The 20,459-nt window shown below is 72.8% G+C and carries 18 protein-coding genes and 2 pseudogenes; 16 read left to right on the forward strand and 4 right to left on the reverse strand.

Annotation, left to right across the window (positions count from 1 at the left end):
- The 6 genes from ABD329_RS28155 to cobC all read left to right on the forward strand — a co-directional run.
- Positions 1-808 (forward strand): vWA domain-containing protein (locus tag ABD329_RS28155; RefSeq protein ID WP_344317094.1); only part of this gene is annotated, 808 nt, incomplete at its 5' end.
- Positions 808-1,404: a cob(I)yrinic acid a,c-diamide adenosyltransferase gene (gene cobO, locus ABD329_RS28160; RefSeq protein ID WP_198282186.1), complete on the forward strand. Its 597-nt coding sequence runs from the start codon at positions 808-810 to the stop codon at positions 1,402-1,404. The genes ABD329_RS28155 and cobO, both read left to right, overlap by 1 nt.
- Positions 1,398-2,870, forward strand: coding sequence for a cobyrinic acid a,c-diamide synthase CobB (locus ABD329_RS28165; RefSeq protein WP_344317096.1), 1,473 nt, complete (start codon positions 1,398-1,400; stop codon positions 2,868-2,870). The genes cobO and ABD329_RS28165 overlap by 7 nt, the downstream gene beginning before the upstream one ends.
- 19 nt (positions 2,871-2,889) lie before the next feature.
- On the forward strand, positions 2,890-3,444 hold the full coding sequence (locus tag ABD329_RS28170; protein WP_198281513.1) for a cobalamin biosynthesis protein: 555 nt from the start codon (positions 2,890-2,892) through the stop codon (positions 3,442-3,444).
- Positions 3,445-3,513: 69 nt separating this feature from the next.
- Positions 3,514-4,350, forward strand: coding sequence for a sirohydrochlorin chelatase (locus tag ABD329_RS28175; protein ID WP_198281512.1), 837 nt, complete (start codon positions 3,514-3,516; stop codon positions 4,348-4,350).
- Positions 4,340-5,473: an Rv2231c family histidinol phosphate aminotransferase CobC gene (gene cobC / locus ABD329_RS28180; RefSeq protein ID WP_198281511.1), complete on the forward strand. Its 1,134-nt coding sequence runs from the start codon at positions 4,340-4,342 to the stop codon at positions 5,471-5,473. Before ABD329_RS28175 ends, cobC begins: the two co-directional genes overlap by 11 nt.
- A 248-nt stretch (positions 5,474-5,721) precedes the next feature.
- Here the strand turns inward: cobC and ABD329_RS28185 are convergent, their stop codons facing one another.
- On the reverse strand, positions 5,722-6,621 hold the full coding sequence (locus ABD329_RS28185; RefSeq protein WP_198281514.1) for an SCO1860 family LAETG-anchored protein: 900 nt from the start codon (positions 6,619-6,621) through the stop codon (positions 5,722-5,724).
- Between the two features lie 364 nt (positions 6,622-6,985).
- A complete protein-coding gene (locus tag ABD329_RS28190) occupies positions 6,986-8,095 on the reverse strand; it encodes an amidohydrolase family protein (RefSeq protein ID WP_198281757.1) in 1,110 nt (369 codons plus the stop codon).
- Positions 8,096-8,300: 205 nt separating this feature from the next.
- Here ABD329_RS28190 and ABD329_RS28195 point away from each other — a divergent pair.
- The 6 genes and pseudogenes from ABD329_RS28195 to thpD form a co-directional block, all read left to right on the forward strand.
- A pseudogene (locus ABD329_RS28195) lies at positions 8,301-8,909 on the forward strand (SigE family RNA polymerase sigma factor); the annotation flags it as partial.
- Between the two features lie 143 nt (positions 8,910-9,052).
- A complete protein-coding gene (locus tag ABD329_RS28200) occupies positions 9,053-9,904 on the forward strand; it encodes a hypothetical protein (RefSeq protein WP_198281759.1) in 852 nt (283 codons plus the stop codon).
- Positions 9,905-10,223: 319 nt separating this feature from the next.
- Positions 10,224-10,784: a diaminobutyrate acetyltransferase gene (gene ectA, locus ABD329_RS28205; RefSeq protein WP_198281760.1), complete on the forward strand. Its 561-nt coding sequence runs from the start codon at positions 10,224-10,226 to the stop codon at positions 10,782-10,784.
- 76 nt (positions 10,785-10,860) lie between these two features.
- Positions 10,861-12,123 (forward strand): diaminobutyrate--2-oxoglutarate transaminase, encoded by a 1,263-nt coding sequence (ectB, locus tag ABD329_RS28210; RefSeq protein ID WP_198279561.1) that lies wholly within the window; start codon positions 10,861-10,863, stop codon positions 12,121-12,123.
- Positions 12,124-12,163: 40 nt separating this feature from the next.
- Positions 12,164-12,568: an ectoine synthase gene (locus tag ABD329_RS28215; protein WP_198279560.1), complete on the forward strand. Its 405-nt coding sequence runs from the start codon at positions 12,164-12,166 to the stop codon at positions 12,566-12,568.
- Between the two features lie 4 nt (positions 12,569-12,572).
- Complete coding sequence (gene thpD / locus ABD329_RS28220) at positions 12,573-13,460, forward strand: ectoine hydroxylase (RefSeq protein WP_198279559.1); 888 nt, start codon at positions 12,573-12,575, stop codon at positions 13,458-13,460.
- Positions 13,461-13,530: 70 nt separating this feature from the next.
- On the opposite strand, the gene ABD329_RS28225 is transcribed toward thpD, so the two are convergent.
- Positions 13,531-14,577 carry an aminotransferase class V-fold PLP-dependent enzyme gene (locus ABD329_RS28225; protein ID WP_198279558.1) on the reverse strand — a complete coding sequence of 349 codons (1,047 nt, stop codon included), beginning with the start codon at positions 14,575-14,577 and terminating at the stop codon, positions 13,531-13,533.
- Between the two features lie 201 nt (positions 14,578-14,778).
- Positions 14,779-16,314: an aldehyde dehydrogenase (NADP(+)) gene (locus ABD329_RS28230; protein WP_344317097.1), complete on the reverse strand. Its 1,536-nt coding sequence runs from the start codon at positions 16,312-16,314 to the stop codon at positions 14,779-14,781.
- A 135-nt stretch (positions 16,315-16,449) separates the two neighbouring features.
- Between ABD329_RS28230 and ABD329_RS28235 the strand changes: the two genes are divergently transcribed.
- The 4 genes and pseudogenes from ABD329_RS28235 (at position 16,450) to ABD329_RS28250 (ending at position 20,435) form a co-directional block, all read left to right on the forward strand.
- A complete protein-coding gene (locus ABD329_RS28235; protein WP_020872266.1) occupies positions 16,450-17,220 on the forward strand; it encodes an IclR family transcriptional regulator in 771 nt (256 codons plus the stop codon).
- A gap of 222 nt (positions 17,221-17,442) precedes the next feature.
- Positions 17,443-18,708: a sensor histidine kinase gene (locus ABD329_RS28240; protein ID WP_344317098.1), complete on the forward strand. Its 1,266-nt coding sequence runs from the start codon at positions 17,443-17,445 to the stop codon at positions 18,706-18,708.
- Positions 18,705-19,385 (forward strand): response regulator transcription factor, encoded by a 681-nt coding sequence (locus tag ABD329_RS28245; protein ID WP_309142836.1) that lies wholly within the window; start codon positions 18,705-18,707, stop codon positions 19,383-19,385. The genes ABD329_RS28240 and ABD329_RS28245 overlap by 4 nt, the downstream gene beginning before the upstream one ends.
- A gap of 71 nt (positions 19,386-19,456) precedes the next feature.
- Positions 19,457-20,435, forward strand: a pseudogene (locus ABD329_RS28250) (aldo/keto reductase).
- Positions 20,436-20,459 lie beyond the last annotated feature (24 nt).

The following is a 20,459-nucleotide window of genomic DNA, read 5'->3' on the forward strand; positions in this document are numbered from 1 at the left end:
CCCCGGTCTGGGCGAGGGCGCGGCGGGCCGTCGCTCGCGCGCCCGCAGCGCGCACGGCCGCACCACCGGAGCGCGCCGCCCGCGGGGGACGCTCGCCGCGCTGCATCTGTCGGCGACCGTCCGGGCGGCCGCCCCGCATCAGCTGGCGCGCGGACGGCGCGGGCCCGGGCTGCTGGTGCGCCGGGACGATCTGCGCGAGGCGGTGCGCGAGGGCCGGGAGGGCAACCTCGTGCTGTTCGTGGTGGACGCGTCGGGCTCGATGGCCGCGCGGAAGCGGATGAGCGCGATCAAGGGTGCGGTGCTGTCGCTGCTGCTCGACGCCTACCAGCGGCGGGACAAGGTCGGGCTGATCACCTTCCGGGGTACGGACGCCGAGCTGGCGCTGCCACCCACCTCGTCGGTGGACACGGCCGCCGCACGGCTGGAGCGGCTGCCGACGGGCGGACGTACGCCGCTGGCGGCCGGGCTGCTGAAGGCCCGGGAGGTGCTGCGGGTGGAGCGGCTGCGGGATCCCGCACGCCGTCCGCTGCTGGTCGTGGTGACCGACGGGCGGGCCACGGAGGCGCGGCGGTCCGGCGGTCCCACGCCGGTCGAGCGGGCCGGGCGCGCGGCGCGGATGCTCGCGGGCGACGGGGTCGCCTCGGTGGTCGTGGACTGCGAGTCGGGGCCGGTGCGGCTGGGGCTCGCGGGCGCGCTCGCCCGCGAACTGCGGGGCACCCCGGTGACACTCGACGAGCTGCGCGCGGACAGCGTGACGGCGCTGGTGCGCGATGTACGAACCGTTTCGAACCCTCGGAGGGCCGCCTGATGCCGCAAGGACAACCGACCACCGTGCCGGACGACGGGCTGACCACCCGCCAGCGCCGCAACCGTCCGCTGGTGCTCGTCCACACAGGTCAGGGCAAGGGCAAGTCGACCGCGGCGTTCGGGCTGGCGCTGCGGGCGTGGAACCAGAACTGGCCGGTCGGTGTATTCCAATTTGTAAAGTCCGCGAAATGGCGGGTCGGTGAGGAGCGTGCGCTGCGCGTCCTCGGCGACTCGGGCGAAGGGGGGACCGTCGCATGGCACAAGATGGGCGAGGGCTGGTCGTGGGTCCAGCGCGACATGGCTTCCAGCGAGGAGGCCGCACGCGAGGGCTGGGAGCAGGTCAAGCGCGATCTCGCGGCGGAGACATACCGGCTCTATGTGCTGGACGAGTTCGCGTATCCGATGCACTGGGGCTGGGTGGACCCCGACGAGGTGGTGGCGGTGCTGCGGGACCGGCCCGGGACGCAGCACGTGGTCATCACGGGGCGTAACGCACCGGCGCAGCTGCTGGACTTCGCCGATCTGGTCACCGACATGTCCAAGGTCAAGCATCCGATGGACGCCGGTCAGAAGGGCCAGCGAGGCATCGAGTGGTGAGTGTCCCGCGCCTGGTGATCGCGGCCCCCGCCTCCGGCAGCGGGAAGACGACGGTCACGGCCGGGCTGATGGCCGCCTTCGCGGAGCGCGGTCTGGACGTGTCCCCGCACAAGGTCGGCCCGGACTACATCGACCCTGGCTATCACGCGCTCGCGATCTCCTCGGCCGCCTCTTCGGACGCCTCGGGGGCCGGCCGGTCCCGGACCGGGGGCGCGCGCCCGGGCCGGAATCTGGACGCCTATCTATGCGGTCCGGACCGGATCGCGCCGCTGTTCCTGCATGGGGCGGCGGGCTGCGATCTGGCCCTGGTCGAGGGGGTGATGGGCCTGTTCGACGGGGCGGCCGGGCAGGGCGAGCTGGCCTCGACGGCGCATGTGGCCAAGCTGCTGCGGGCACCGGTGGTGCTGGTGGTGGACGCGTCGTCGCAGTCGCGGTCGGTGGCCGCGCTGGTGCATGGCTTCGCCTCCTGGGACCCCGGGGTGCGGGTCGCGGGGGTGATCCTGAACAAGGTCGCCTCGGACCGTCACGAGGCGATGCTGCGCGAGGCGCTGGAGGGGTGCGGGGTGCCGGTGTTCGGCGCGCTGCGCCGGACGCGGGCGGTGCGGGCCCCGAGCCGCCATCTGGGTCTGGTGCCGGTGGCCGAGCGCCATGCGGAGGCGGTCGATTCGGCGGCCGCGCTGGCGGCGCGGGTGCGGGAGGGCTGCGATCTCGACGGGCTGCTGGCGCTGGCGCGCAGCGCACCGCCGCTGTCCGGGCGGCCCTGGGATCCGGAGGAGGAGATACACCGGGCGATGGCCGCCGTCCCCGGTGCCGGGGGCCCGGGCGACGATGCCGGGGGCCGGGGCCATCGGGCGGCGCGGCCGGTGGTCGCCGTGGCGGGCGGGGCCGCGTTCACCTTCTCGTACGCGGAGCACGCCGAGCTGCTCACGGCGGCGGGGGCGCGGGTCGTCCCCTTCGACCCGCTGCGGGACGAGCGCCTCCCCGAGGGCACCGGCGGCCTGGTGATCGGCGGCGGCTTCCCGGAGGTCTACGCCCCCGAGCTGTCCGCGAACGAGCCGCTGCGCACCGCCGTCGCCGGACTCGCCGCGTCCGGCGCGCCCATCGCCGCCGAATGTGCCGGACTGCTGTATCTGGCGCATTCGCTGGACGGGCAGCCGATGTGCGGGGTGCTGGCCGCGAAGGCACGGATGTCGGAACGTCTGACGCTGGGCTACCGTGAGGCCGTGGCCGTCTCCGACACCTCACTCGCCGCCGCGGGGACACGGGTGCGCGGCCATGAGTTCCACCGCACGACCATCGTGCCCGGAGCGGGGCCGGAGCCCGCCTGGGGGCTCGTCCACCCGGAGCGTCGTACCGAAGGGTTCGCACAGGGAGATGTGCATGCCTCCTATCTGCATGTGCACTGGGCCTCGGTCCCAGGGGCGGCGGCCCGGTTCGTCAACAGATGTGCGTCCCCTGCCGGTTGAGCCGAGGCGGTGAGCTGACGTGGAGGTCATCGGCCGGGGCACGGCGTCTCCCCCACCCGCGGCGCCGCTTGTCGTCGGGGTCGGGGCCGGCCGGGGCGTATCCGCCGGCGAGGTGCTCGGGCTGGTCCAGGCCACCCTGGCGGAGGCGGGCCTTTCCCCGTGCGGCGTCGCCGAGTTGGCCACGGTCGAGGCCAAGGCCGGGGAGGCCGGGCTGCTGACGGCGGCCGAACGGCTGGGGGTGCCGCTGTGCGGATACCCGGCCGAGGCGCTGGCCGCGGTGGAGGTGCCGAACCCGTCCGCGGCGCCGCTCACCGCCGTGGGCACGTCCGGGGTCGCCGAGGCGGCCGCGCTGCTGGCGGCCGGTCCGGGGGGCCAACTGCTCGTCGCCAAGCGGAAGTCCAGGCCACACGGCCGCCCCGGGAAGGCCACCTGCGCCGTCGCCAGGGTCCTTCTGACGGATCTCCGTGACGCCGCGGAGATCCGTCAGAAGGACCCCAGCCGCCCGGTGGCGGTCAAATCCGGGCAGGGCGGGCAGCGAAGACCTGCCGTCGACCGCCCCGACGCAGGTCAGTAACGTCTCGGGGCGGAACAGCCCGCCCCCCGCCGACCGTGACACCCGCACCACCTGCACCAAGGAGACCTCGTGACGACCCCGCCCGCCCTGCTCATCGCAGGAATCGGCACGCGAGACGAAAGGCACGCCGCCGCCTTCCAGGCATTCGTCAGGGAGTTGGCCACACGCCACCCGGACCTGCCCGTGGCGGGTGGCCTCACCGGACCGGGCAGCCATCCGCTGTCCGACGCGGTCACCCGGCTCGTCGGAGAAGGGGTGACCCGCTTCGCGGTCGTCCCGATGACGCTGATCCCCGCGGCTCCCCCGAGAGACGGCATCGCCGCCGCGCTGGCCCAGGAGGCGGAGCGGCACGCCGACGCCTCGTTCACCTCCGCCCGGCCGCTCGGCCCGCACCGCACACTGCTGAGCCTGCTGGAGCGGCGGCTCGACGAGGCGCTGGGCAATCGGCCCCGGCTGCCCTCGGACCGCGCGGAGACGACCGTGCTGCTGGTGGGCGACGGTTCGCCGCTCCCCGAGGCCAACGCCGAGGTGCACCGCGCGGCACGGCTGCTGTGGGAGGGCCGTGGCTTCGCGGGCGTCGAGGTGGCCTTCGCCTCGCTCGCCGCCCCGGATGTGGCCTCCGGCCTGGACCGCTGCGCCAAGCTGGGGGCGCGGCGGGTCGTGGTGCTGCCGTACTTCCTGTTCGAGGGTGACGCCCTGGAGCGGGTTCGGCAGCAGGCGGAGGGCTGGGGACTCGCCCACCCCGAGGTCGAGGTGGTCGCGGCCGATGTCATCGGCCCGGCGCGGGAGTTGGCCGATCTGGTCATGGACCGCTATGAGGAGGTGGCCGACACCAGCGAGCGCGCCGGGTTCAGCGATGACGCCCATGCCTTCGCGCATCCGGATGCCCACGCCGATGTCCGCTGAGCCGTCGGCGAACCCGCCCGCGGAAGGGTCCGCCGCCGATGGTGGGTCCGCCGCCGATGGTGGGTCCGCCGGGTTCGATCTGCGACATCACGGGGACGCGGAGGTGCGGGGTGCCGACGCCGCCCTGACCGACCTCGCGGTCAACGTCCGGGCCGGTACGCCTCCGGAGTGGCTCAAGGCCCATATCGCCGCGTCCCTCGACGGGCTGGCCGCCTATCCGGACGGGCGGGTGGCGCGGGAGGCGGTCGCCGCGCGCCATGGGCTTCCGGTCGGCCGGGTGCTGCTGACCGCGGGCGCCGCGGAGGCGTTCGTCCTGCTCGCCCGCGCCATACCGGCCCGACGGCCGGTGGTGGTGCATCCGCAGTTCACCGAGCCGGAGGCGGCGCTGCGGGACGCGGGGCGCCCGGTGGAGCGCGCGGTCCTCGATGAGCGGGACGGCTTCCGGCTGACCCCGGCGGCCGTGCCGGAGGACGCCGATCTGGTGGTGATCGGCAACCCCACCAACCCCACGTCCGTGCTGCACCCGGCCGATGCCGTGGCCGGGCTCGCCCGGCCGGGGCGGACGCTGGTGGTGGACGAGGCGTTCATGGACGCCGTCCCGGGTGAGTCGGAGTCGCTGGCGGCCCGCACCGATGTGCCGGGGCTCGTGGTGCTCCGCAGCCTCACCAAGACCTGGGGCCTGGCGGGGCTGCGGATCGGCTACGTACTGGCGGAGCCGGACACCATCACGGCGCTGGAGCGGGTCCAGCCACTGTGGCCGGTGTCCAGCCCGGCCCTGGCGGCGGCCGAGGCGTGCTGCACCCCGTCCGCCCTCGCCGAGGCGGCCCGCGCCGCCGACCGCACGGCCGCCGACCGGGCCCATCTGGCCGACCGGCTGGCCGAGTTGGCGGAGTGGGCCGAGGTGCGGGTGTGCGGCCCGGCGGCCGGGCCGTTTCTGCTCATCCGGGTGGCGGGCGCGGCGGCGATCCGCACCCGGCTGCGGGAGCTGGGCTTCGCAGTCCGCCGCGGTGACACCTTTCCGGGCCTCGGCCCGGAGTGGCTCCGGCTCGCCGTCCGCGACCGCGCCACGACGGACCGCTTCATCATCGCCCTGACGAAGGCGATGGCCGACACGGCCGCCTGAGCACTCCGCGGGAAGTTCCGCCGGAAGTGGCACGAGGTGGGGTCGTTCATCCGCGGCTGCGTCGTGGCTGGTCGCGCGGTTCCCCGCGCCCCTTCGGGGCGCAATTCGAACCGCGCCGCACCCGCGCCGCCAGGCTCGGCGCCCCCAGGCTCGGCGTCCACGGCCCGACGTGCACGCCCATGCGCGTGGCCGCCCCGGTCCCGGCACCCGCGCCGGGTGGCGCGGGTGCCGGACTCGACGAACCGGCGTCAGGCGGCGTCGCCGCTGGTGGCGGCGGCTCGACGGCGGCGGGCCAGGACGACGGCGCCGCCGCCCACGGCGAGCAGCAGGGCGCCACCGGCCACCAGGTACGGCGTGGCCGAGCTGCCGCCGGTCTCGGCCAGGTGCTCCGGCTTGGGCTCGGGCTTGGTCTGGGAGCCCACGCTCGGGCTGGGCTCGACCGCCGCGGCCCCGGGCGACTCACAGGTCGCCCGGGCGAGGGTGACCTGCCCCTCGACCTCCGAGACATTCAGCTTGAGCGGGTTCACCGAGACCTTCAGGTTGAGCGCCGTGGCCGCCGCCGTGCGCGAGGTGGTGGCCGTCCGCGACAGGTCGAGCCGGACCTGGCCGAGCGACGGCACATCGACCGTGGTGGTGCCGCTCGTGCGCAGGGTGACCTTCTGACCGAGCACGCTGACGCTGCCGAGCAGGTTGGAGTGGGCGGTCGGCCGCTTCCCGACGGCACACACCGCCTTCGAGGTCACCTGCTCGACCGTGATCAGCGGCACCGCGGCCAGGCCCGGGACATGGACCTGGGCGTTGACGAGGTTGGAGTACCCCTCGGCGCGCTGCTTGTCCGCGGCGGCCCGGGCGGTGGCCACATCGGCCCGCAGGACATTGAACGGCCGGCCCCCGTCCACGCCGTCCACGGTCGCGCTGAGCGCCGTCTTGCTGGCGGTCGCGGGCGCGTGCACATCGTTCAGCACGACCGAGAGCGGAGCGCTGACGGTCTTGTTGAGCAGGGAGACATCGAGATCGGTGCGGAGCACGACCGCACCCGCCTTACCGGTGGTCGCACCGGTGTCGGCCTGCGCGTTCGCCGCGGGCAGCAGCCCCAGGACGGAGACCGCGGCGGCGGCGGTGGCGGCCGCCAGACGGCGGGTGGGCATGCCGAAGTAGGTGTTACTGGAACAGGACACGTGAGTGGACCCCCACAGGAGACATGGAGCCGCCGGCGCCTGCCGCGGGGGACTCCACGGGCGCCGACGGCCTCGACCACGCCATATTTGCGCACTGAGGGTAAACAGGCAGACACATGATGTCCGTTCATCCCAAAGGGTGTGGTTCGCCGCCCAGTTCGAACCACGTTCCCTTCCGGCACCCCTCGCCCCACCCGTCCCCCACCTGTCTCCCGCCCGTATCGGCCCCCGAGGCGCCGTCAGGCCCCCGGCGCAGCGGCAGGCCCCCGAGGCGCCGTCAGGCCCCCGAGGCGCCGTCAGGCCCCCGGCACCGCGGCAGGCCCCCGGCACCGCGTCAGCCGACCACCCGTCCCCGGAGCACCACCCGCCGCGGCGTCGTCAGCACCCGCACATCGGCGCGCGGATCCGCGTCGTAGACGACGAGATCGGCGGAGGCCCCCTCGGTGAGCCCCGGCCGCCCGAGCCAGTCCCGCGCTCCCCAGGTCGCCGCCGAGAGCGCGTCGCGCACCGGGATGCCCGCCTTCACCAGCTCGGCGACCTCCTGCCCGACCAGCCCATGGGCCAGGCCGCCGCCCGCGTCCGTGCCGGTGTAGATCGGGATGCCCGCGTCGTAGGCCGCCCGCACCGTCTCGTACCGGCGCGCGTGCAGCCGCCGCATATGGTCGGCCCAGCGCGGGAACTTCGCCTCGCCGCCCAGCGCCAGCCGGGGGAAGGTGGCGATGTTGACCAGGGTCGGCACGATCGCCACGCCCCGCTCGGCGAACAGCGGGATGGTCTCCTCGGTGAGCCCGGTGGCGTGCTCGATGCAGTCGATCCCCGCCTCGACCAGCGGGGCCAGGCTCTCCTCCGCGAAACAGTGCGCCGTGACCCGCGCGCCCAGCCGGTGCGCCTCCGCGATGGCCTCCTCGACCGCGCCGCGCGGCCAGCAGAGCCCCAGGTCACCGGTCTCCCGGTCGAGCCAGTCGCCGACCAGCTTGACCCAGCCGTCGCCGCGCCGCGCCTCCGCGGCCACATAGGCGACCAGGTCCTCGGGCTCGATCTCATGCGCGTAGTTGCGGATGTAGCGCTTGGTACGGGCGATATGGCGGCCGGCCCGGATGATGCGGGGCAGGTCCTCGCGGTCGTCGATCCAGCGGGTGTCGGCCGGCGATCCGGCGTCCCGCAGCAGCAGCGCCCCGACGTCCCGGTCGGTCAGCGCCTGTTTCTCGCTCGTCGAGTCGTCCACCGCCCCATGGGCGTCGAGTCCGACATGGCAGTGGGCGTCGACGAGGCCGGGCAGTACCCAGCCCTCGATCAGCCGGATGTCCCTGGCCCCGGACGGCCGCTCGAAGGTGATCCTGCCGTCGACCACCCACAGCTCGTCCCGTACGCCCCCGGAAGCGTCGCCGGTGTCCGGTCCGACCAGGACCCGGCCCTTGATGTGGAGCACCGCGCTATCCCTCATGCAACGCACTGTACGAGACCGGAGCAGGGCGTTGACCGGCCAATTCCCATCAGCGGGAACGGCGCCACTCGAACAACACGCAGAGCGCTGCTACGCTCACGCAACCCACCGGACGAGCGGCAGTGAGGAGGTCCTCGTGAGCGCTCCCGCCGATGACGCGGCCGCCTCGGGCACCGCGCGAGCCGTACGGATGGACGCGGCGCGCATGACGGGCCCGCCACGGGAACCGGGGGGCCCGGAGGGCGTCTCCCCGCAGGCGCCCGACGCACCGGAGGGCCCCGACGGCTTACCGGCCGATCCACAGGCCGAGTTCCGGGACTTCTTCGAGCGGCACCACGCCGAGCTGGCCCGCCTCGCCCATCTGCTGCTCGGCAGCTCCGACGGGGCGGACGACCTGGCGGCCGACGCGCTGGTGGCGGTCTGGCACCAGTGGGACCGGGTGCGGGCCGCCGACCACCCGGCCGCGTACGCCCGGGGCGTGGTCGCCAATCTGGCCCGGTCCCGGATCCGCAGCCTGGTGCGCGAGCGGCGCCGCGTGGCGCTCTTCTCCTCGCAGCGCCCCGACCGCGTGGACGACCCGGATGTGTCCGCCGTGGTGGATGTGCAGGCCGCGCTGGTCCGGCTGCCGTTCCGCAAGCGCGCGTGTGTGGTGCTGCGCCACGCCTTCGACCTCTCCGAACGGGAGACGGCTCGTACGCTGGGCATTTCGGTGGGCACGGTCAAGAGCCAGACCTCACGCGGCATCGCCGAGCTGGAGCGGCTGCTCGGCCCACCGGACGGCGGGGACGAGGAGGAACTGTCCGCGGCCGGCGAGGCCGACCGGACGGGACGGACGGTACGAACGCTCCGCGCCGGAAACACGGGCCACACGGGCCACACAGGCCACACGAGCCACACCGGCCCGGCCCGGCACTCTGGCCACATGGGCCACGCCGGGCACGCAGGAGGGGGCAGTTGATGATCGAGCATCGCGAGCGCCCCGAGAGCGGCGACCGCCCCGAGGGCCGCGATGTCGTCGCCGAGCTGCGTACGGCCGCCGTCTCCCATGAGCCGGACCGGATCCGGATGCTGGCCCGGGTCACGGCGGGCATGGCGGCCGACGACCGGCGCCGCGCCGCGCGGACGAGCCCGCGCTGGACCCGGGTGGTGAGCCCGGTCGCCGGGCTGGCCGCGGCGGTCGCCGCGACGGGGATCGCGGTGGTGGCCACGGACGGTGCCGATCGGCCGCAGACGGTGCGCACCTCGAGCGAACCCGCCGCGCCCCCGGCGGGCGCGAGCGCCGGCGCGAACAGCGCGAACACGAACCCGGACCGGCGGCCCGGGGACGAGCCGGACGCCGGGACGCAGAGCGATGCTGAGCGGCACACGCCGAGCGCCTATCCCACCGCGGCCGGTCCAAACCACCTCGCCGAGCCGACCGTGCGGTCCAAGGGCGCCATCAACGCCCATTCCAATCCGTACTGGGCGCAGAGCGACATCACGCTCACCATCGGCAGGCCGCTGACCTCGCTGACGGTGGAGCTGCGGGTGGCGGACACCGGGGGCGTGCGGTCCACCGGGGCCTGGACCTCGCTGCCGACCGGCGATGTGACCACCGCCACCCATGTCGAGGACGGTGTGCTGGTCTACCGCTGGACGCTCCGGAAGGGGGCGACCGTGGCCGCGGGCCGGTATGTCCTCGCGGGGCAGTACAACCACGCCGAGGGCGACCGGGACACCGGGCGGGACGCCTACGCGGCCTCGGGCAACGGCGCCTCGGGGGCCTTCGCGGTGCGGGGCGACTTCCCTCAGTTCACCGTGGGAGATTGAATTCATGGCAGCTTGGCCAGAAATTCTCCGCGTTTTTCCGCTACTGCTTCCACATTCGTCTGCCCGCTTTTCTGATTCCTAAACGCAAAATTTTTCACGGGATCCTGCCACCAAAATTCAAGCGGGTCACCGGCCAGTTACGCACATGTGACAGACTCCACATGCGATCCGCTATGCCCCAGTAACTCCCCCACAAATCACCGCCTTTCGGCGAGCGGCCGCGCGCGCACGCGCTCCCGCGTGATAACACATCGACCCCCCTCCACGTAACCCCCCACCACGATGCATTTTCTGATTCTGCTGGGTAAATTGAATTTGCATGACCGCCGCACAAGCAGACCTAGTCCGTAGCGAATTGGATTTGCCGGAGGGCCTGTCTCTCGACACCCCACGCGTCGAGGACGGAGCCGCGATCTGGCGAATCGCTCGCGACTCCAAAACCCTGGACCTCAACTCCTCCTACAGCTACCTCCTGTGGTGCCGCGACTTCGCCGCCACATCCGTAGTGGCGCGCGACGCCGACGGCGGACCGGTCGGCTTCATCACCGGTTACGTCCGGCCCGAGCGTCCCGAGACCCTGGTCGTCTGGCAGGTCGCCGTCGACCACGCCTGGCGTGGCCACGGACTGGCCGCCACCCTGCTGGACGGGCTGGTCAAGCGGGTCGCCGCGATCGGCGTCCGTGGCATCGAGACGACGATCACCCCGGACAACACCGCCTCGAACCGGCTGTTCACCTCGTTCGCGGAGCGGCACGAAGCCCCGCTCGAGCGTGAGGTGCTCTTCCACGGCGGTCTGTTCCCCGACGGTGCGCATGAGCCCGAGGTGCTCTACCGCATCGGTCCGTTCGGCCCGCGCGGCCCGCGCGCCGACCGGACCTGACCCCGACCTCGATCGACCACCCCCGATCCCCCACTCCCTCCTCACCCCCCTCACACCCCTCTCCCAGGAGAACGCTGTGACCATCACCCCGCCCGCCCTGAGCGTCTTCGAGGCCCTGGAGTCGGAGGTGCGCAGCTACTGCCGCGGTTGGCCTGCTGTCTTCGACCGCGCGCAGGGCAGCCACATGTACGACGAGGACGGCCACACCTACCTCGACTTCTTCGCCGGAGCCGGGTCGCTCAACTACGGCCACAACAACCCGGTGCTGAAACGGGCGCTGATCGACTACATCGAGCGCGACGGCGTCACCCACGGCCTGGACATGTCCACCACGGCCAAGCGCGCCTTCCTCGAGTCGTTCCAGAACAACATCCTGCGACCGCGTGACCTGCCCTACAAGGTCATGTTCCCGGGCCCGACCGGCACCAACGCCGTCGAGGCCGCGCTCAAACTGGCCCGTAAGGTCAAGGGCCGCGAGTCGATCGTCTCCTTCACCAACGCCTTCCACGGCATGTCGCTGGGCTCGCTGGCCGTGACCGGTAACGCCTTCAAGCGCGCCGGTGCGGGCATCCCGCTGGTCCACGGCACCCCGATGCCGTTCGACAACTACTTCGACGGCACGGTCGAGGACTTCCTGTGGTTCGAGCGGCTGCTGGAGGACCAGGGCTCCGGGCTCAACAAGCCCGCCGCCGTGATCGTCGAGACCGTGCAGGGTGAGGGCGGCATCAACGTGGCCCGGCCCGAGTGGCTGCGCGCCCTGGCCGAGCTGTGCGAGCGCCAGGACATGCTGCTGATCGTCGACGACATCCAGATGGGCTGCGGCCGTACCGGCGCCTTCTTCTCCTTCGAGGAGGCGGGCATCACCCCGGACATCGTGACCGTCTCCAAGTCCATCAGCGGTTACGGCATGCCGATGTCGCTCACCCTCTTCAAGCCCGAGCTGGACATCTGGGAGCCCGGCGAGCACAACGGCACGTTCCGCGGCAACAACCCCGCGTTCGTCACCGCCGCCGCCACCCTGGACACCTACTGGGCGGACGGCCAGATGGAGAAGCAGACCCTCGCCCGCGGCGAGCAGGTCGAGCAGGCCCTGCGCGCCATCTGCGAGGAGCAGTCCGGCGTCCACTTCCGCGGCCGTGGCCTGGTGTGGGGCATGGAGTTCGAGGACAAGCCGCGCGCCTCGGCGGTCTGCAAGCGTGCCTTCGAACTCGGTCTGCTGGTCGAGACCTCCGGCCCCGAGAGCGAGGTCGTCAAGCTGCTGCCCGCGCTGACGATCTCCCCCGAAGACCTGGACGAGGGGCTGCGGACCCTCGCCCGCGCGGTCCGCGAGACCGCATAACCCTCCCGCACCGCAGAGAAGAGAAAGGCAAGATCTCACCGTGATCGTCCGATCCTTCAAGGACATCGAGGACACCGAGAGGCACATCAAGTCCAAGTCCGGCACCTGGGAGAGCAAGCGCATCGTGCTCGCCCGGGAGGGCGTCGGCTTCTCGCTCCACGAGACCATCCTCTACGCGGGCACCGAGACGTCGATGTGGTACGCCAACCACATCGAGGCGGTGCTGTGCGTCGAGGGCGAGGCCGAGCTCACCAATGACGAGACCGGTGAGAAGCACTGGATCACGCCCGGCACCATGTACTTGCTGAACGGGCATGAGAAGCACACACTGCGTCCCAAGACGGATTTCCGGTGCGTTTGTGTCTTCAACCCGCCGATCACCGGACGGGAGGACCATGATGAGAACGGCGTATACCCGCTGATCACCGAGACCGAGGAGGCATGATCCGATGACCACGGTCACTGACCTGTACCCGACCCGTGGTGCCGTGGAGGTGGCCACACCACGCGTGGACCCGGTGGTGTGGTCCGAGCCCGGGGCTCCGGGGCCGCTGCAACCGTCCGAGCTGAGCGATTTCGATCGCGACGGCTTTCTGGCGATCGACCAGCTGATCACTCCGGATGAGGTCGCGGTGTACCGCGCCGAACTGGACCGGCTGGTCACCGACCCGGACGTGCGCGCCGATGAACGCTCGATCATCGAGCCGAAGTCCAGGGACGTACGGTCGGTGTTCGAGGTGCATCGGATCAGCGAGGTCTTCGCGAACCTGGTGCGCGACCCGCGGGTAGTGGGTCGCGCACGGCAGATCCTGGGCTCGGACGTCTATGTCCACCAGAGCCGGATCAACGTCAAGCCGGGTTTCGGGGCCTCGGGCTTCTACTGGCACTCGGACTTCGAGACCTGGCATGCCGAGGACGGCCTGCCGAACATGCGGACCGTGTCGGTCTCGATCGCCCTGACCGAGAACTTCGACACCAACGGCGGCCTGATGATCATGCCGGGCTCGCACCGCACCTTCCTCGGCTGTGAAGGAGCCACGCCGAAGGACAACTACAAGCGGTCGCTCCAGATGCAGGACGCCGGCATCCCGTCGAACGAGGCCCTCGCCGGCTTCGCCGACAAGCACGGCATCAAGCTGTTCACCGGCCTGGCCGGGTCGGCGACGTGGTTCGACTGCAACTGCATGCACGGGTCCGGCGACAACATCACGCCGTACTCCCGCAGCAATGTGTTCATCGTGTTCAACAGCGTGGAGAACACGGCGGTCGAGCCGTTCGCCGCACCGATCCGCAGGCCGGAGTTCATCGGCGCGAGGGACTTCACGCCCGTACGGTGATGACGCCGTGGGATGACGTGACGTCCGTGATCTGAGGGAAGCCGGAGTACCCCGGCTTCCCTCAGATTTCTCAGCCGGACAGCTTCTCCAGCAGCCGGTCCACATCGGCCGCGGTGTTGTACAGGTGGAAGGAGGCGCGGAGGTTGCCGGCCCGCGCCGAGACATGCACCTCCGCCTCCGCCAGCCGGGGCGCGGCGTCCCCCAGCCCCGGCACGGAGACGATGGCCGAGCCCGGGGCGGCCACCGGCCGGTGGCCGAGCGCGATGACCCCCTCCCGGAAGCGGTCGGCGAGCGCGCGGTCATGCGCCGCGATGGCCTCGGTGCCCAGCTCCTCGATCAGCGCGAGGGAGTGCCGGGCCGCGACGTAGGCGTACACGCTCGGGCTCTCGTCGAAGCGCCGTGCGGAGTGGGCGAGTTCCCGCACCGGGCCGTAGCAGCTGTCCCAGGGTTGCTCGCCCGCGACCCAGCCCGCGAAGACGGGGGTGAGTTCGCCGAGGTCCTCGGGCACGGTCAGGAAGGCGGCCCCGCGCGGGCACATCAGCCACTTGTAGGCCACGCAGACCGTGTAGTCGTCCTCGGCGGCGCTCACCGGGAACCAGCCGGCCGCCTGGCTGGTGTCCACCAGCGTGCGGGCCCCGTGCGCCCGGGCGGCCTCCCGGATGGCCGGAAGGTCCGCGATCCGCCCGTCCGCCGACTGGACCGCGCTCACGGCCACCAGCGCCGTACCGGGACGCACCGCCTCCGCGATCCCCTCCAGCGGCACGCTGCGCAGCTTGAGGTCGCCGCGCACGGCGAAGGGGTTGACCAGGGAGCTGAAGTCGCCCTCGGCCACCAGGACTTCGGCCCCGGACGGCAGCGAGGTGGCGATCATCCCCGCGTACACGGCGACCGAGCTGCCGGCCGCGACGCGCCGGGCCGGTACGCCGACGAGCCGGGCGTAGACGGCGCGGCTCGCCTCGACCGCCTCGAAGGACACGTCGGCGATGGGCTGTCCGGCGGCCGAGCCCTCGAGGACCTCCCGCACGGCGGCTGCGGAGCGTGCGGGGATCAGACCGCTGGACGCGGTGGTGAGATACGTCGTGTGTGGCGCGAATTCGGCGCCCGCCAGGCTCTCCATGCCCATCAACTATGGGACTGGCGCACCCCGGCGTCCATCGCGTTTCCGTGTCGGATGCCTTCAAGCGATCCTTATACATACCCGCTGACCAGCGGCGATTCTGATGGCGTACGCGGCGCCCGGGCGAACGCCGACGCGAATCGGCCGCCGGACGCGCGGGTCAGATCCGCGGGTCCGGCGGCCGGGCCGTCGTTCCGGGGGTCAGCCGCGCTGCTCCCGGACGCCGTTGATCCGCCGCGGCAGCTCCAGCGGGTTCTCGTCGCGCAGCTCCGGCGGCAGCAGGGCGGCCGGGGTGTCCTGGTACGCGACCGGTCGCAGCCAGCGCTCGATGGCGGTGCCGCCGACCGAGGTGGAGGTGGAGGTGGTGGCCGGGTAGGGGCCGCCGTGGTGCTGGGCCGGGGCGACCGCGACACCGGTCGGCCAGCCGTTGACCAGGACCCGGCCGGCCAGCGGGGTGAGCTCGGCGATCAGCTCACCGGCCCGGCCCTCGGTGCCCTCGCCCTCGGCGGCGGAGAGGTGGACGGTGGCGGTGAGGTTGCCCGGGAGCCGCCCGAGCACCGCCCTGATCTCGTCGTCGCTCTCGTAGCGCGCCACGACGGTCACCGGGCCGAAGCACTCCTCGAGCAGCACATCGTGCGGGCCTCCCTCGACCAGCCGCCGCGCCGGGACGGTCAGGAAGCCCGCGCTGACGGTGTGCTCACCGCCGGAGCCGGGGGTGACCGGGGCCTCCACGTCCGCCAGCTCGACGCGCTCCTTGATCCCGGCGACGAAGTTGTCCCGCATCCGGTGGTCGAGCAGGACCCCGGCGTCGGTGTTGCTGACCGCGTCGGTGAGGGACTTCAGCAGGCCGTCGCCCGCCGGTCCGGCCGGGGCCAGCACAAAGCCGGGCTTGGTGCAGAACTGGCCGACGCCCAGCGTCATGGAGCCCGCGAGCCCGGCGCCGATCTGATCGCCGCGCTCGGCGGCCGCGGCCTCGGTGACCACGACCGGGTTGAGGCTGCCCAGTTCGCCGTGGAAGGGGATCGGCACCGGCCGGGAGGCCGCCGCGTCGTGCAGGGCGCGGCCGCCGCGCACCGAGCCGGTGAACCCGGCGGCGGCGATCAGCGGGTGCTTGACCAGCTCTAGGCCCGCGTCGAAGCCGTGCACCACCGCGATCACATCGGCGGGCACCCCCACCCGCTCGGCGGCGCGACGCAGCGCGGAGGCGGCCACCTCGGAGGTGGCGGGGTGGTCGGGGTGGGCCTTGACGATCACCGGGCAGCCCGCGGCGAGGGCGCTGGCGGTGTCCCCGCCGGGCACGGAGAAGGCGAGCGGGAAGTTGCTGGCGGCGTAGACGGCGACGACGCCGAGCGGCAGCTTGTAGCGGCGCAGATCGGGCCAGGGCGGGGTCTGGGTGGCGTCCGCGTGGTCGATCCGGACGTCCAGGAAGGCGCCCTCGTCCACGATGGTCGCGAACGACCGCAGCTGGTAGGTGGTGCGGGCGAGTTCACCGGTGAGCCGGGCGGGGCCGAGGGCGGTCTCCGCGTCGGCGGCCTCGACCAGCTGGTCACGGGCCTCGTCGAGCAGATCGGCGGCGGTGCGCAGCAGAGCGGCGCGCACCGCGCGGTCGGCCAGGGAGCCGCGGGCGGCGTGCGCCGCGCGCACCACGCGGTCGACCTCCTCCGCCGTGGCTTCGACCGCTACCTGCTCACGCTGCTTTCCGGTTCGGGGGTCGACGCTCCACACTGGTGCTGACACCGCGGATTCCTCCTGCTGTGGTGTTACCGCTGCTTGCGTCACACACATCGACGGTGTTCGATATGCTGAACGCTGTCCCGGGTGATGAATTTCCCCTCGGGACTCTATGGCTGGTCGAACAGAGGGGTCAAGGCGATGTCAGCTGCCGAGACAGGCGGGGCCCAGGTCAAATCGGCAGTACGCACGGTCGAACTGCTGGAGTTCTTCGCCGGGCGGCCCGGGATGCACAGCCTCGCCGCGGTCCAGGAGGCCGTGGGCTATCCCAAGTCGAGCCTCTACATGCTGCTGCGCACCCTGGTGGAGCTCGGCTGGGTGGAGACGGACGCCACCGGCACCCGCTACGGGATCGGAGTGCGCGCCCTGCTCGTCGGCACCTCCTACATCGACGGCGACGAGGTCGTGGCCGCCGCCCGCCCCACCCTGGACCGGCTCTCGGACGACACCACCGAGACCATCCACCTCGCCCGGCTCGACGGCACCAATGTCGTCTATCTCGCCACCCGGCAGTCGCAGCACTATCTGCGCCCCTTCACCCGCGTCGGCCGCCGGCTGCCCGCCCACTCCACCTCGCTGGGCAAGGCGCTGCTGGCCACGTACTCCGACGAGCAGGTGCGCAAGCTGCTGCCGGAGACGCTGAGCCAGCTCACCGAGCACACCATCACCGACCGCGAGAAGCTGATCGAGGAGCTGCACCTCATCCGGGAGCAGGGGTACGCGGTGGACCGCGAGGAGAACACCCTGGGCCTGCGCTGCTTCGGCATCGCCATCCCGTACCGCACCCCCTCGCGCGACGCCATCAGCTGCTCGGTGCCGGTGGCCCGGCTCACCCCCACCCATGAGCAGATGATCAAGGACGCCCTGTTCGACGCCCGGGACCGGCTCACCCTCGCGACGCGCCGCCTCTGACCCAGCCGCCTCTGACCCAGCCGGCTCTGGCCCAGCCGGCTCTGGCCCAGCCGCCTCTGACCCATGGGAGGACGTTCGCCTCCACCGCATGGCGGAGGGGGATCGTCGGGCGGGGTGACGCGCCGCGCCCGCCGCGCCGGAAGGCTGGTGGCCATGGCCCAGACCCACACCGGCACCCGCGCATCTGACCTACGCTGTGCGGATGACCGTCGGATTGCCCCGGTGACCGGGGCGTGGTGGCGGCGGGCGGTCCGAACGGTGGTCGGCCGCCGGACCCAGCTGCGCTGGGTCCATCTGGTGCTCGGCGGCGCCCTGCTGATGCCGTACTACCTGCTGACCACCGTCGTCTTCGCGATGCTGGCCCATGGCGCCGATCCCTTCACCTCGCTGCGGTGGCAGCTGGGCACCTTCGCCTCGGCCCTGCCGCTGGCCGCGCCGACCGCGCTCCTGCCGCTCGTACGCCCCTTGGAGGCCACCGCCGCGCGCTCGCTGTGCGGGCTGCCGGAGTCCGCGGAGCTCGCGGCCGGGCCCGCCGGTTCATGGGACGCGCGCGCCCGCACCGCGCTCTGGTACGCGCTGCACCTGGCCATCGGCGGGCTGGTCAGCGGGCTCTTCCTGTCCCTGCTGCCCGCCTCGGCGCTGCTGGTCGCGCTGCCGTTCACCGACGATTCGTACGCCGACGGGCTGGGCTGGCCGGACGCGTTCGGCTCGACCCCCACCGCGCTGGCGCCGCTGGCCGGGGTGGCGCTGCTGGCCATGCTCATGGGGCTCGCCGCGGCCGCCGGGGCGCTGTTCGCCCGCTGTGCGCCCGCGCTGCTCGGACCGGCCCCCGCCGAGCGGGTCGCCGCCGCCGAGCGGCGCGCCGCCCGGCTGGCCTCCCGCAACCGGATCGCCCATGAGCTGCACGACTCGGTCGGCCATGCGCTGAGCGCGGTGACCCTCCAGGCGAGCGCGGCCCGCAAGGTCCTCGACACCGACCCGGACTTCGCCCGGGAGGCGCTGGCGGCCATCGAGGAGACCACCCGGGACGCGGTCGGCGAACTCGACAGCGTGCTGGGCCTGTTACGGGAAGAGGAGGCCGCACCGGCCACCGCCCCCTCCCCCACCCTGATGGACCTGGACGGGCTGCTCGCCCGCACCCGGGCCGCGGGCGTCGCCGTCGAGCTGACCGCCCCGGGCACGCTGGACCGGCTGCCGCCCGTGGTCTCCCGCGAGGCGTACCGCATCGTCCAGGAGGGGCTCAGCAACGCGCTGCGCCACGCGGGCCGGGTGCCGGTGCGGCTCCGGATCGCCGAGGACCCGAAGAAGGTGGAGATCACGATGGAGAACCCGGTGGACGGAACCACCCGGGCACGGACCGCCGGCGGCGGCCGCGGGCTGCGCGGCATCGCCGAGCGGGTCACCCTGCTGCGCGGCACCTGCGCCTGGGACACCGTGGACGGCGTCTGGCGGCTCACGGTCCGGCTCCCGGTGGAGGCGTCCCGGTGAGCAGCCAGCCGTCCCCCCTGCGCATCGTGCTCGTCGACGACGAGCGGATGGTGCGCACCGCGCTGCGCGCGATCCTCTCCAGCGAACCGGATCTGGAGGTCGTGGGCGAGGCCGGAAGCGGCGCCGAGGCCGTGCCGGTGGTCCGTGAACTGCGCCCGGACGTGGTGCTGATGGACGTGCGGATGCCCGATGTGGACGGCATCCGCGCCACCGAGCGGATCCTGGGCACCGTGCCGGACCCGCCGCGCGTCATCGTGGTGACGACGTTCGAGAACGACAGCCATGTGTACGACGCGCTGCGCGCCGGGGCCAGCGGCTTCCTGCTCAAGCGGGCCCGCGCGGCGGAGCTGGTGCAGGCGGTCCGGGTGGTGGCGCGCAGCGATTCGCTGCTGTTCCCGGCCGCGGTGCGGGCGCTGGCCGCCGAGCACGCCGCCGCCCGCGGCCCGGACCGCGAGACGACGGCGCGGGCGCTGCGCGAGCGGCTCTCCGAGCGGGAGGCCGTGGTGCTGCGGCTGATGACCGACGGGCTGTCCAACTCCGAGATCGCGGCCCGGATGGCGGTGGGCCCGGCCACCGTCAAGACGCATGTGGGGGCGGTGCTCACCAAGCTGGGCGTCCGGGACCGCACCCAGGCGGTGATCGCCGCGTATGAAAGCGGTTTCGTCACACCGGGCTGACAATCCGGCAGCCGGGGTGGTCTGCTGTGACGGGTCGGCCGAACGGGCGGACGAGCAGGAGGAGCAGACGCATGGAGTACGTACGGCTGGGCGCGTCGGGCGTGAAGGTGTCGCGGATCTGCCTGGGCATGATGAGCTACGGCAACCCCGAGCACCGGCCCTGGCAGCTGGACATCGACGACGCGCGGCCGATCGTGCGGCGCGCGGCCGAGGAGGGGGTGACCTTCTTCGACACCGCCGACATGTACTCGGTGGGCCGCAGCGAGGAGATCACCGGTGAGCTGCTGCGGGAGCTCTTCCCCAGCCGCGACGACTACGTCCTGGCCACGAAGGTCTACAACCCGATGGGCGAGGGCCCCAACGACCGCGGTCTGTCCCGCAAGCACATCATGGCGGGCATCGACGCCTCGCTGCGGCGGCTGGGCACCGACCACGTGGACCTCTACCAGATCCACCGCTTCGACCACGAGACGCCGCTCGAGGAGACGATGGAGGCGCTGCACGATGTGGTGAAGGCCGGAAAGGCCCGGTACATCGGCGCGTCCTCCATGTACGCGTGGCAGTTCGCCAAGGCCCAGCACATCGCCGAGGCGCACGGCTGGACCCGGTTCGTCTCGATGCAGAACCACTACAACCTGCTCTACCGCGAGGAGGAGCGGGAGATGAACCCGCTCTGCCTGGACCAGGGCGTGGGCGTCATCCCGTGGAGCCCGCTGGCGCGCGGGCTGCTGGCGGGCACCCGCGACCGGGACCGCACCGGCCAGACGGTCCGGGCGGGCAACGATCCGCTGGTGGAGCGGTGGTACGCGGACGCGGACTTCTCCCGTGGACGCCACCCGCGCGATCGCCGAGGAGCGCGGGGTGTCCCCGGCCCAGGTCGCGCTGGCATGGCTGCTCAGCAGGCCCGCGGTCACCGCGCCGATCGTCGGCGCCACGAAGACCCGCCATCTGGAGGACGCGGTCGCGGCGGTCGGGCTGACGCTCGACGAGAAGGAGGTGGCCCGCCTGGAGGCCCCCTACCGCCCGCGCCCCATCATGGGCCACAGCTGACGGGGCGGGGCGGCTCCCGGGACG

Origin of the sequence: Streptomyces javensis (assembly GCF_039525925.1) — a bacterium.
In the GTDB taxonomy this organism is placed as follows: domain Bacteria; phylum Actinomycetota; class Actinomycetes; order Streptomycetales; family Streptomycetaceae; genus Streptomyces; species Streptomyces asiaticus.

Coding starts and splice junctions, on each gene's coding strand:
- cobO (WP_198282186.1), top strand. CDS start 808: ATGCCGCAAGGACAACCGACCACCGTGCCGGACGACGGGCTGACCACC.
- cobC (WP_198281511.1), top strand. CDS start 4,340: ATGTCCGCTGAGCCGTCGGCGAACCCGCCCGCGGAAGGGTCCGCCGCC.
- ABD329_RS28185 (WP_198281514.1), bottom strand. CDS start 6,621: ATGCCCACCCGCCGTCTGGCGGCCGCCACCGCCGCCGCCGCGGTCTCC.
- ABD329_RS28190 (WP_198281757.1), bottom strand. CDS start 8,095: ATGAGGGATAGCGCGGTGCTCCACATCAAGGGCCGGGTCCTGGTCGGA.
- ABD329_RS28200 (WP_198281759.1), top strand. CDS start 9,053: ATGATCGAGCATCGCGAGCGCCCCGAGAGCGGCGACCGCCCCGAGGGC.
- ectA (WP_198281760.1), top strand. CDS start 10,224: ATGACCGCCGCACAAGCAGACCTAGTCCGTAGCGAATTGGATTTGCCG.
- thpD (WP_198279559.1), top strand. CDS start 12,573: ATGACCACGGTCACTGACCTGTACCCGACCCGTGGTGCCGTGGAGGTG.
- ABD329_RS28225 (WP_198279558.1), bottom strand. CDS start 14,577: ATGGAGAGCCTGGCGGGCGCCGAATTCGCGCCACACACGACGTATCTC.
- ABD329_RS28235 (WP_020872266.1), top strand. CDS start 16,450: ATGTCAGCTGCCGAGACAGGCGGGGCCCAGGTCAAATCGGCAGTACGC.